Raw genomic sequence first — 11,115 nt, forward strand, 5'->3', positions numbered from 1 at the left:
GCTGTTGGCATCGGTGCTGCGGCCGGCCTGATCCTGGGCTTTCTGATCAGGCGCGGCAGGTAACAGTCTTTCAACAGCCTGGCGCGCCGGAGCCTGGTGCAAAGCGTTAGTCCCGGCCGAATTCCTCGCCCATTTCCTTGCCGCGCGCAGCCGCCGCTTTCATTGCGCGGATGATCGCATCCTTGACCCCGCTTTCCTCCATGCTGGTCAGCGCCGCATAAGTCGTACCGCCTTTGGACGTGACGCGGTCCCGCAGCACCGCCACCGGTTCCGCCGATTGCGCAGCCAGCTGCGCGGCGCCGCTGAATGTCGCGATCGCCAGTTCCATGCCTTGCTCCGGGGTCAATCCCATTTCCTCCGCCGCCTGCTGCATCGCCTCCAGGAAATAAAACACATAGGCCGGCCCGCTGCCCGACACGGCGGTGACCGGATCGATCAGGGCTTCATTCTCCAGCCACACGGTGGGGCCGACTGCCCGCATGATGGCGTCGGCTGCATTGATCTGTTCCTGCGATACGCCGCTCAAGGCCACCATGCCGGTGATGCCTTTGCCGATCAGCGCCGGCGTGTTCGGCATCGTGCGCACGATGGCAGTATGGCCGTGCATCCAGCGCGACAGGTCGGCGGCACGGATGCCGGCGGCAATTGAAATCACCAGCTGCGAAGTAACGAAGGGCTGCAACTGCGCCACTACGCTCTTCATCTGCTGCGGCTTGACCGCCAGCACGACGACATCGCTTTGCGCGATCGCTTCACCGATTTGCTGCGCGGTCGTGACATGGTATTGCTGCGCCAGCTTATGCAGGCTGTCGGCGTTGATGTCCACGACGTGGATGTTGGCGCCGTCGGTGAGCTTGCCGGCGAGGCCGCCGATCAAGGCGGTTGCCATGTTGCCGCCGCCGATGAAACTGATTTTCAGGTTATTTTTCATAGTGTCGTTGTCCGAAGATTGCCGTCCCTACCCGGACAATGGTCGCGCCTTCGGCGATCGCCGCATCCAGGTCCGCCGACATGCCCATCGACAGGGTGTCCATTGAAAGGCCTTCCGCGAGAAGGCCTTGCTGTAATTCACACACGCGGCGGAATGGCTCGCGTTGCCGTTCGAATCCGGATTCCGGTTCGGGAATGGCCATCAGCCCGCGCAGCGCGAGTCGCGGCAATCCGGCAACCGCTCGTGCAAGGGCCGACGCCTGTTCCGGCGCGACACCGCTTTTGCTCGCCTCGCCGCTGATATTGACCTGCAGGCAGATGTTCAGCGGCGGCAGATGCGCGGGCCGCTGCTCGGACAGCCGCTGTGCGATCTTTTCACGGTCCACGGAATGCACCCAGTCGAAATGCTCGGCAATTGCGCGCGTCTTGTTGCTTTGGATGGGTCCGATGAAGTGCCATTCCAGCGGCAAATCCGGCGCCATTGCGCGCAGGGCCGCTATCTTGTCGAGCGCTTCCTGCAGGTAGTTTTCCCCGAAGGCATGCTGTCCCGCCCGCGCCGCTTCGAGCACCGCGTCGGGTCCGAACGTCTTGGACACCGCCAGCAGGCGGATCTCCGCTGCGTCCCGCGAAGCCAGCCGCGCTGCTGTTGCGATACGCTCATGCACGGCTTGCAAGTTGTGGGAGATTGGAGACATAATCGTTTTCCACAGGCAACTTTTCGCCTGTATGATGAATTCGCTAACGGCACTGCTGCCGGCCCTGGGATTATAGAGCCACTATGGATATTTCCGAACTACTCGCATTTGCCGTCAAGAACAACGCGTCCGACCTGCACCTGTCCTCCGGTCTGCCGCCAATGATCCGGGTCCACGGCGACGTACGCCGGATCAACCTGCCGCCGCTCGAACACCGCGATGTGCACGGCATGATCTATGACATCATGAATGACGGCCAGCGCAAGGCGTATGAGGAAATCCTCGAGTGCGACTTCTCCTTTGCCATCCCCGGCCTGGCGCGTTTCCGCGTCAATGCCTTCAACCAGGATCGCGGCGCCGCCGCCGTTTTGCGGACGATTCCCTCGAAGGTGCTGACGCTGGAGCAACTGCATGCTCCCAAGATCTTTGCCGAACTGGCGCTCAAGGCGCGCGGCCTGGTGCTGGTGACCGGCCCGACCGGCTCCGGCAAGTCCACCACGCTGGCGGCGATGGTCAATCACCTCAATGAAACCGAATACGCGCACATCCTGACGGTGGAAGACCCGATTGAATTCGTGCATGAATCCAAGAAATGCCTGATCAACCAGCGCGAAGTCGGACCGCATACGATGTCGTTCAACAACGCATTGCGATCGGCACTGCGGGAAGACCCGGATACCATCCTGGTCGGTGAGTTGCGCGACCTCGAAACCATCCGTCTCGCCCTGACCGCCGCCGAAACCGGCCACCTTGTGTTCGGCACCCTGCATACCTCGTCGGCCGCGAAAACCATCGACCGTATCGTCGACGTGTTTCCCGCGGAAGAAAAGGACATGGTGCGCGCGATGCTGTCGGAATCGCTGCAGGCGGTGATTTCGCAAACGCTGCTCAAGACCAAGGACGGTTCCGGGCGCGTGGCGGCGCATGAAATCATGCTTGGCACGCCGGCGATCCGCAACCTGATCCGCGAGGCGAAGATCGCGCAGATGTACTCGGCGATCCAGACGGGCAGCAACATGGGCATGCAGACGCTGGACCAGAACCTGACCGACCTGGTGCGACGCAATGTAATTTCTTCCGCTACCGCACGGGCGGCGGCGAAGACGCCGGAGAATTTCCCCGGATAACGGATTCATTCGTCTTTATTTCGTATAACGATGTCGTTCCCGCGAAGGCGGGAATGACAATCCGATTGATGCTATTGCAGCAAGATCAGCGCTTGTGCCGGCACCCGCCCGGATCATAGTGAAGAAGGAAAGAACATGGAACGCGAACAGGCCACCAAATTCATGCATGATCTGCTGCGGCTGATGCTGAGCAAGAACGGCTCGGATCTCTTCATCACCGCGGACTTCCCGCCCGCCTTCAAGATCGACGGCAAGATGACGCCGGTGTCGAACCAGCCGCTGACCGCCACGCATACCATCGAACTGGCGCGCGCGATCATGAACGACAAGCAGGCGGCCGAGTTCGAAGCCACCAAGGAATGCAACTTCGCGATCAGCCCCGGCGGCCTCGGGCGCTTCCGGGTATCGGCCTTCGTGCAGCAGGCCCGGGTCGGCATGGTGCTGCGGACCATTACCACCACCATTCCGAAGCTGGACGATCTCGGCGTGCCCCCGGTACTGAAGGATATCGCCATGACCAAGCGCGGACTGGTGATCATGGTCGGTGCGACCGGTTCCGGCAAATCGACCACGCTGGCTGGCATGGTCGGTCATCGCAACGAGAACAGCTACGGTCATATCATCACCATCGAAGACCCGGTCGAATACATCCATCCCCACAAGAACTGCATCGTCACCCAGCGCGAAGTCGGCGTCGATACCGAGGACTGGGGCGCGGCACTGAAAAACACGTTGCGGCAGGCGCCGGACGTCATCCTCATCGGCGAGATCCGCGACCGCGAAACGATGGACTACGCGGTTGCCTTCGCCGAAACCGGTCACCTCTGCCTGGCCACTATGCACGCCAACAGCGCCAACCAGGCGCTGGACCGGATCATCAACTTTTTCCCGGAAGAACGCCGCGGCCAGTTGCTGATGGACCTGTCGCTCAACCTGAAAGCGATGATTTCGCAGCGCCTGCTGCCCCTGCGCGACACGAAGGGCCGCTGCGCCGCCGTCGAGGTGATGCTGAATTCACCGCTGATTTCCGACCTGATCTTCAAGGGGGATGTGCACGAGATCAAGGAGATCATGAAGAAGTCGCGGGAACTGGGCATGCAGACATTCGACCAGGCCTTGTTCGATCTCTATGAAGCCGACAAGATTTCGTATGAAGATGCCTTGCGCAATGCCGACTCGGTCAACGACCTGCGGCTGTCGATCAAGCTGCGCGGCAAGGAAGCCAAGGGCCGCGACCTGAGCAAAGGTACCGAACACCTGGGGATCGTATGACCACCATTCATGACTTCAAGGCAGACAGCCTTGCCGGCGCGCCGGTCGATCTCGCGGCTTACCGCGGGAAGGTACTGCTGATCGTCAACACCGCCAGCAACTGCGGCTTCACGCCGCAGTACAAGGGCCTGGAAGCGGTCTACCAGCAGTTCAGGGACAAGGGCGTCGAGGTGCTCGGCTTCCCCTGCAACCAGTTCGGCAAGCAGGAGCCCGGCTCGGCGGACGAGATCGGCGCATTCTGCGAAAAGAACTACGGCGTGACTTTCCCGCTGTTCGCCAAGATCGACGTCAACGGCGACGGCGCGCATCCGCTGTTCAAGCATCTGAAAAGCGCGGCGCCGGGCCTGCTCGGCTCCGAAGCGATCAAGTGGAATTTCACCAAGTTCCTGGTGAAGAAGGACGGCACGGTGTACAAGCGTTACGCGCCTCAGACCGCGCCGGAGGATTTGACGAAGGATATCGAGAAGCTGTTGGCGGAGTGATGGTGCGGTAGTGGAAAGGGAGTTGTAGAACTCCTTTTCCGGGTCATGGGCGCTTGTAGTGCCTGCTGCGCCCTTCGCGGGGATGACGATTCACAGTCAATGGATTCAATACGGCCGGCTGCGTTTTTCGGCAAGGGAATACGCCTTCACATCCTGTGAATGCCATAGCCCTGTAAAAAGGAATGACTTCATAAAGGTTTTGTGACGAAGCGGACATCCTCCCTGTTTTTTCAGCGCAACATTTCATTCCCGGCCACGCTACGCGTCCCCAGCAATGCGTCAGCAATCTCCTCAACGCGCGCAAACACCAATTTCGGCCTTCGCGCCGTAAGCGTCTCCGCCTTGGTGTACCCCCACCCAACCGCACCGAAATCAATGCTCTCCGCATGCGCCGCATCCATATCCCGAAGCTCATCCCCGATGCACAGCGCCTGTCCGGGCCTGAGGCCGGTTGCTTTCAACAACCGCCGCAGCTTGCTGCGCTTGCCGAACAGCGACACTCCGCATTCATAGTGGGCGATCAGGCGCGCATTCTCCGGCCCCAGCACCGCCTTGACGTTATCGATTGAATTCGACGTAACCACGGCAAGCTGCATTCCCCTTCCAGCCAGGCGATGCAGCATTTGCCCTACGCCATCGAACAAGTGAATCCGGTCGATGCTTTCCGACATGAGCGTGCGGAAATGCCGGGCGACGGCAGGTATTTTCCATGCGGGAAGACCGGCATGACGGATGACCTGTTGCGCATCCGAACCCCGCAACGCTTCCAGCTCGTCGCGATTGAACCGCTTGAAGCCATGTGCGTCCGCCAGAGTGGACAGTACCCCGAGAAAAAAGGGAAAGGAATCGGCCAGCGTGCCGTCGAAATCAAAAATTACCAGTTGGTATGTCACATCTCACCCGCCATGCATTGTCACGCAGCGAAGGATAGCATTCTGATTACCAGCGGCAGCAGCAGCGCGGTCAATACGCCGGACAGGCCCATCGCCAAACCGGAAAACGCACCCATTTCCTCGCTCACCTGAAACGCCCGCGCGGTGCCGATGCCGTGTGACGTCACGCCCAGGGCGAAGCCGCGTGTCGCATGATCCACGACCTTCATCAGATTGAGCACGCCGCGCGCCAGCACCGCGCCGAGAATGCCCGTGAGGATGACCAGCACGGCGGTCAGCGACGGCAGGCCGCCGATTTTTTCCGCAATACCCATCGCGATGGGCGTCGTGACGGATTTCGGGGCGAGGGACAGCACGGTCGCGCGTGACGCGCCGAACGTCCAGGCAACCAGTAACGCCGTCGTGATCGCCGCCGCGCTGCCGACCAGGGTGGCGGCGATGAAGGCGAACCAGTTGCGCTTGAGTTTTTCGACTTGCTGATAAAGAGGAATCGCGAGCGCCACGGTCGCCGGTCCGAGCAGGAAATGCACGAATTGCGCGCCATCGAAGTAGACCCGGTAAGGCGTGCCGGTCAGGGTCAGCACTGCCACCAGAAGCGCGACCGCGATCGCCACCGGATTGGCGAGCGGATGAAAGCGCGTGCGGGCATAGATCGCATAGGCGAGCTGGTAGGCGACCAGGGTGGCCGTCAGGCCGAGCAGCGGCGAAGCGGAAAGGTAGACCCAGATGTCGGTCAGGCCGGCATTCATTTCTGCAATGCGCGCACGACGGCTGCGGTAACGGCGATCGACACCACGGTACTGGCGACCAGCGCCAGCGCGATTGGCAGCCATTCCGCCGCCACCCGCTGCGCATGCACCATGATGCCGACGCCGGCGGGAATGAACAGCAGCGACAGATGCTTGAGGAGTTCCAGCGACACCGGCGCCAGCTTGTCGACCGCGTTCTTCGCGATCATCAGGTAGAGGAACAGCAGCACCATGCCGATGACCGGGCCTGGCACAGGAAGCGACCATGCGAAGGCAATGCCCTCGCCGATGGTCTGGAACAGCAGCAGCGTGGTGATGGTGCGGATCATGGTGCCTCTCCGGTCGTGGTGGCATGGGAGGAAGCGGAGCGCCTCCCTCCGGTTGCATGCCACTCTACCCGGATATCCGCATGCGGCTATGAATCGATATCAGACCGCTTTCGACAAGGCTCCATCCACCAGTTCGATCCAGTGCCTGACCGGGGTGTCGGTGCCCGACTGCAGATGCGTCAGGCAACCGATGTTGGCGGACACGATCATTTCCGGGCTGGTCGCCTCCAGCTTCGCCAGCTTATCGTCACGCAGCCGGTACGCCAGCTCAGGTTGCAGTACCGAGTAGGTGCCGGCCGACCCGCAGCACAGGTGGCTGTCCGCGCACAGCTTGACGTCTACGCCGACGGCACCGAGCAAGCCTTCCACCTTGCCGCGGATCTGCTGGCCATGCTGCAAGGTGCACGGTGGATGGAACGCGACACGCTTGCCGATCTTTCCTTCCAGCTTCGCCGCCAGTTCAGCCTGGAAATCCGGCAGGATTTCGCTCAGGTCTTTCGTCAGGTCGGATACGCGTTTTGCCTTTGCCGCATAGGCCGGATCGTGCGCGAGCAGATGTCCGTATTCCTTCGCCGTCGCGCCGCAACCGGAAGCGGTCATCACGATCGCTTCCGCGCCCGCCTCGATATGCGGCCACCATGCGTCGATGTTGTTGCGCATGTCGTTCATGCCGCCTTCATGATCGTTCATGTGATAGCGGATCGCGCCGCAGCAGCCGGCCCTGGGCGCAACGACCAGCTGCACGCCGAGCGCATCCAGCACGCGCGCGGTGGCGGCATTGATGTTCGGCGCCATCGATGGTTGCACGCAGCCGTCGAGCAGCAGCATCTTGCGTGCATGCTCGGTGCGCGGCCATCTGCCGGCCTGCTGCTTCGCCGGCACCTTGTTGCGCAGTGCCTTCGGCAGCAGCGGGCGGGCCATCTGCCCGATCTTCATCGCCGGCGTAAACATCCACTTGCGCGGCAGCGATTCCTTCAATGCATCGCGCACGATGCGCTGGGACAGCGGACGCGGCACCTGCTGGTCGACAATCTTGCGGCCGATATCGACCAGGCGGCCATACTGCACGCCGGACGGACAGGTGGTTTCGCAATTGCGGCAGGTGAGGCAGCGGTCGAGGTGCAGCTGCGTCTTGCGGGTGGCGGGCTTGCCTTCCAGCACCTGCTTCATCAGGTAGATGCGTCCGCGCGGACCGTCCAGCTCGTCGCCGAGCAATTGGTAGGTCGGGCAGGTGGCGGTGCAAAAGCCGCAATGCACGCATTTGCGCAGGATGGCATCCGCCTCCTCGCCTTCGCGGGTGTTCTTGATGAAATCGGCTAGATTCGTTTGCATGTTGGTTTAGTGTATTTGTCGAGCTACGTTGGAGCGTGTTCTGGATGACCAGAAATAATCCGTGAATGCCCGCGCACTCTTCTGGTCATTCCCGTGAAAACGGGAATCCAGAGGTGCTCTGGCTAAGCAAATGAAGCAAATAACGCATCTCCGGGCCCCGCTTTCGCGAGGACGACAGGCCTTGACGAAAAGACAGTCAGAGGTCTGAATACATCCGCCCCGGATTGAAAATTCCCGCAGGATCGAATGCGTTTTTCAAATTGCGATGGATTCTCGCCACCGCCGGCGCGAGTGGATGAAACACACCCGCACTCTTGTCGCCGCCTTTGAACAGCGTCGCGTGGCCGCCCGCCTGCTGCGCGCCGGCGCGGATGGCGGTCGCGGAGGCGTCGGTCTTCAGCCATCGCTGCGCGCCGCCCCACTCGATGAGTTGTTCGCCCGGCAGGGAAAGCGGCGGCACATGCGAAGGCACCGACAGACGCCAGAGACTTTCCGACGGCGCCAGGTCGGTGAAGAACGGGTTGGCCTGCTCGCGCAATTCCGCCCAGAACGGTTCCGCCTGCGCCACTTCCTCGCCGCCCATCCTCAGGCGCGCCGCATTGATCGCCGGCTCGGCGCCCGACAGGCGCACGATCAGCACGTTGCCGTGCCATGCGCAGGCGGAGATCGGCAGGGGCTGGCCGCCCCACTCGTTCAGCCGCCGGATCGCATCGTCTTCATCCGCCTCGAAACGCAGCGTCGTTTCCAGCAAAGGCCGCGGCAGCACTTTCAAGGACACTTCCAGGATCAGGCCGAGCGTACCGAGCGATCCCGCCAGCAAGCGGGACACATCGTAGCCGGCGACGTTCTTCATGACCTGGCCGCCGAAATGCAGCACCTCGCCATTGCCGTCCATCAGCACCGCGCCGAGAACGAAATCCCGCACCGATCCGACTGCCTGCCGGCGCGGTCCGGACAGGCCGCTCGCGACCACCCCGCCGATGGTCGCACCGGCGCCGAAGTGCGGCGGCTCGAAGGCCAACATCTGGTTTTGTCCTGCCAGCACTTCCTCGATTTCCGCCAGTGGCGTGCCGCACCGGGCGGTGATCACCAGTTCAGTCGGATCGTAGGCGACGATGCCTGTATGCGCACGCGTATCCAGCGGTTCACCCTGCAATGCCTGGCCATACCAGTCCTTGCTGCCGCCGCCGCGGATGCGCAGCGCACGCTTGCTCCCGGTGGCGGACGCGATGCTGGCCCTGAAATGCTGCAATGCCTGTTCCATGTCGTTCCTCAGAATCTTGGCAGATCGGCGAACTTCATCTGCCCGCGCTGCACGTGCATCTTTCCGTATTCGGCGCAGCGGTGCAGCGATGGAATCGCCTTGTCGGGGTTGAGCAGGAAGGCGGTATCGAAGGCACGCTTGACGGCGAAGAAGGCGTCCCGTTCCTGCGGCGAATATTGCACGCACATCGAGTTGATCTTCTCGATACCAACGCCGTGTTCGCCGGTGATGGTGCCGCCGACCTCGACGCACAATTCCAGGATGGCGGCGCCGAACAGTTCGGCGCGGTGGAATTCGCCTTCCTGGTTGGCATCGAACAGGATCAGCGGATGCAGGTTGCCGTCGCCGGCATGAAAGACGTTGGCGCAACGCAGGCCGTACTCCTGTTCCATTTCGGTAATGCGGGTCAGTACTTCGGCCAGGCGCTTGCGCGGAATGGTGCCGTCCATGCAGTAGTAATCCGGCGAGATGCGGCCTGCGGCGGGAAAGGCATTCTTGCGTCCCGACCAGAATTTCAGCCGTTCGGCTTCGTTCTGCGAGATTGCGATCGCGGTCGCGCCGGATGCCTGCAGCACCTCGGACATGCGGCGGATTTCATCCTCGACTTCTTCCGGCATGCCGTCCGATTCGCAGAGCAGAATCGCTTCGGCGTCGATGTCATAGCCGGCCTTCACGAATGGCTCCACCATGCGCGACGAGGTCTTGTCCATCATCTCCAGGCCGGCCGGGATGATGCCGGCGGCGATCACGTTCGCCACCGCATTGCCGCCTTTGACCACGTCGTCGAAGGACGCCATGATGACCCGCGCCAGCTGCGGCTTCGGCACCAGCTTCACCGTCACTTCGGTCACCACGCCAAGCATGCCTTCGGAACCGATGAATACCGCCAGCAGGTCGAGGCCGGGCGAATCCAGCGCGCCGCCGCCAAGTTCGACCACCTCGCCTTCGATGGTCACCATGCGCACTCGCAGCACGTTATGCACGGTCAGGCCGTATTTCAGGCAATGCACGCCGCCCGAGTTTTCCGCCACGTTGCCGCCGATGGTGCAGGCGATCTGCGACGATGGATCGGGTGCGTAGTACAGGCCATGCGGCGAAGCCGCTTCGGAGATTGCGAGATTGCGCACGCCGGGTTGGACGATTGCCGTGCGGGAATACGGGTCGAGCTTGACGATCTTGTTGAACTTCGCGGTCGACAGCACCACGCCATCGGCGATCGGCATGGCGCCGCCCGACAACCCGGTGCCGGCGCCGCGCGGCACGATGGGCACCGCCAGGCGACGGCATGCTGACAGAATGGCGACGACCTGCGCCTCCGTTTCCGGCAGCACCACGATCATCGGCAATTGCCGGTAGGCGGCGAGGCCGTCGCATTCATACGGCCGGGTGTCTTCCTCATTGAACAATACGCACCCTTCGGGCACGACCGCCCTCAGCGCATCGACGACTTCGCGCTGGCGCGCGGCGGTGAACTGGGCAGTGGCGGGAGCATTCATGGCGGATTCCTGGGCGCGTGGGCGCAATTTGACTTGTTTAAGGAGTGTAGCGAAAAGCGCTTGGGGTGCGGCTGAAAAGCTTTGGGGAGTGGGGTGAAATTATTTCAGGCGGGAGTAGCGGGCTGGTTTATTGCAATGAGGACATTATTGGTGGTGCAAGAGGGCAGCATCCTTTCGAAGCGACTTGCCGGAAGTGGCTCCGGCGGGCCCCTTACTTTTTTGTTTCACCCAAAAAATAGGCAAAAAGGCTGGGGCAGTGCGCCAGTGAGGCGAGGACGCTGCCATCTGGGCTACAGGTTCCTGAATGTCGTCCGCATCCAGTCGATGAACGCCGCAACCTCCGGCCGCTTCGGGGCCGTCTGTTCGTACACCACATAGTAGGCATGCGGCGGCGATGCAAGACGCACGTCGAACAGTTCGACGATCTCGCCGCTGTCGATCAGGTGCTGGCCGAAACGCTGGCGGGTCAAGCCAACGCCGTAGCCATGCCGGATCGCTTCCAGCAACAGGCCGAGGTCGTCCAGCCGCAGCCCGGACGACGGTTCC

The 11,115-nt window shown here is 62.0% G+C and carries 12 protein-coding genes; 3 read left to right on the forward strand and 9 right to left on the reverse strand.

The window, feature by feature from the left end:
- Positions 1-106: 106 nt before the first annotated feature.
- Entirely contained in the window at positions 107-931 is an 825-nt protein-coding gene (gene proC, locus VGU61_RS03380) for a pyrroline-5-carboxylate reductase (protein WP_326857690.1), read from the reverse strand.
- The gene (locus VGU61_RS03385) at positions 921-1,625 is read right to left on the reverse strand and encodes a YggS family pyridoxal phosphate-dependent enzyme (RefSeq protein WP_326857691.1); all 705 of its coding nucleotides are present in this window, start codon (positions 1,623-1,625) and stop codon (positions 921-923) included. The genes proC and VGU61_RS03385 overlap by 11 nt, the downstream gene beginning before the upstream one ends.
- Positions 1,626-1,708: 83 nt before the next feature.
- On the opposite strand from VGU61_RS03385, the gene VGU61_RS03390 reads away from it, so the two are divergent.
- The 3 genes from VGU61_RS03390 (at position 1,709) to VGU61_RS03400 (ending at position 4,506) form a co-directional block, all read left to right on the forward strand.
- Entirely contained in the window at positions 1,709-2,752 is a 1,044-nt protein-coding gene (locus VGU61_RS03390; protein WP_326857692.1) for a type IV pilus twitching motility protein PilT, read from the forward strand.
- Between the two features lie 135 nt (positions 2,753-2,887).
- Complete coding sequence (locus tag VGU61_RS03395) at positions 2,888-4,024, forward strand: PilT/PilU family type 4a pilus ATPase (RefSeq protein WP_326857693.1); 1,137 nt, start codon at positions 2,888-2,890, stop codon at positions 4,022-4,024.
- The gene (locus tag VGU61_RS03400; RefSeq protein WP_326857694.1) at positions 4,021-4,506 is read left to right on the forward strand and encodes a glutathione peroxidase; all 486 of its coding nucleotides are present in this window, start codon (positions 4,021-4,023) and stop codon (positions 4,504-4,506) included. Before VGU61_RS03395 ends, VGU61_RS03400 begins: the two co-directional genes overlap by 4 nt.
- Positions 4,507-4,736: 230 nt before the next feature.
- Here VGU61_RS03400 and VGU61_RS03405 read toward each other — a convergent pair whose 3' ends face one another.
- The 7 genes from VGU61_RS03405 to VGU61_RS03435 form a co-directional block, all read right to left on the reverse strand.
- Positions 4,737-5,399 carry an HAD hydrolase-like protein gene (locus VGU61_RS03405; RefSeq protein WP_326857695.1) on the reverse strand — a complete coding sequence of 221 codons (663 nt, stop codon included), beginning with the start codon at positions 5,397-5,399 and terminating at the stop codon, positions 4,737-4,739.
- Between the two features lie 20 nt (positions 5,400-5,419).
- A complete protein-coding gene (locus VGU61_RS03410; protein WP_326857701.1) occupies positions 5,420-6,148 on the reverse strand; it encodes an LrgB family protein in 729 nt (242 codons plus the stop codon).
- Positions 6,145-6,477, reverse strand: a complete 333-nt coding sequence (locus VGU61_RS03415) for a CidA/LrgA family protein (RefSeq protein WP_326857696.1) — start codon at positions 6,475-6,477, stop codon at positions 6,145-6,147. Before VGU61_RS03415 ends, VGU61_RS03410 begins: the two co-directional genes overlap by 4 nt.
- A gap of 99 nt (positions 6,478-6,576) precedes the next feature.
- A complete protein-coding gene (gene glcF / locus VGU61_RS03420) occupies positions 6,577-7,809 on the reverse strand; it encodes a glycolate oxidase subunit GlcF (protein WP_326857697.1) in 1,233 nt (410 codons plus the stop codon).
- A 196-nt stretch (positions 7,810-8,005) separates the two neighbouring features.
- The gene (glcE, locus tag VGU61_RS03425; protein ID WP_326857698.1) at positions 8,006-9,073 is read right to left on the reverse strand and encodes a glycolate oxidase subunit GlcE; all 1,068 of its coding nucleotides are present in this window, start codon (positions 9,071-9,073) and stop codon (positions 8,006-8,008) included.
- 8 nt (positions 9,074-9,081) lie between these two features.
- Complete coding sequence (locus tag VGU61_RS03430; protein ID WP_326857699.1) at positions 9,082-10,569, reverse strand: FAD-linked oxidase C-terminal domain-containing protein; 1,488 nt, start codon at positions 10,567-10,569, stop codon at positions 9,082-9,084.
- Between the two features lie 290 nt (positions 10,570-10,859).
- A partial coding sequence (locus tag VGU61_RS03435) for a LysR substrate-binding domain-containing protein (protein ID WP_326857700.1) occupies positions 10,860-11,115 on the reverse strand: 256 nt, incomplete at its 5' end.

Origin of the sequence: Noviherbaspirillum sp. (assembly GCF_035944575.1) — a bacterium.
Taxonomy (GTDB): domain Bacteria; phylum Pseudomonadota; class Gammaproteobacteria; order Burkholderiales; family Burkholderiaceae_D; genus Noviherbaspirillum.

Excerpts from the sequence above, each read along its gene's own strand:
- VGU61_RS03415 (WP_326857696.1), bottom strand. The coding sequence starts at position 6,477 with ATGATCCGCACCATCACCACGCTGCTGCTGTTCCAGACCATCGGCGAG.
- VGU61_RS03395 (WP_326857693.1), top strand. The coding sequence starts at position 2,888 with ATGGAACGCGAACAGGCCACCAAATTCATGCATGATCTGCTGCGGCTG.
- glcE (WP_326857698.1), bottom strand. The coding sequence starts at position 9,073 with ATGGAACAGGCATTGCAGCATTTCAGGGCCAGCATCGCGTCCGCCACC.
- VGU61_RS03430 (WP_326857699.1), bottom strand. The coding sequence starts at position 10,569 with ATGAATGCTCCCGCCACTGCCCAGTTCACCGCCGCGCGCCAGCGCGAA.
- VGU61_RS03410 (WP_326857701.1), bottom strand. The coding sequence starts at position 6,148 with ATGAATGCCGGCCTGACCGACATCTGGGTCTACCTTTCCGCTTCGCCG.
- VGU61_RS03400 (WP_326857694.1), top strand. The coding sequence starts at position 4,021 with ATGACCACCATTCATGACTTCAAGGCAGACAGCCTTGCCGGCGCGCCG.
- VGU61_RS03390 (WP_326857692.1), top strand. The coding sequence starts at position 1,709 with ATGGATATTTCCGAACTACTCGCATTTGCCGTCAAGAACAACGCGTCC.
- VGU61_RS03385 (WP_326857691.1), bottom strand. The coding sequence starts at position 1,625 with ATGTCTCCAATCTCCCACAACTTGCAAGCCGTGCATGAGCGTATCGCA.
- glcF (WP_326857697.1), bottom strand. The coding sequence starts at position 7,809 with ATGCAAACGAATCTAGCCGATTTCATCAAGAACACCCGCGAAGGCGAG.
- proC (WP_326857690.1), bottom strand. The coding sequence starts at position 931 with ATGAAAAATAACCTGAAAATCAGTTTCATCGGCGGCGGCAACATGGCA.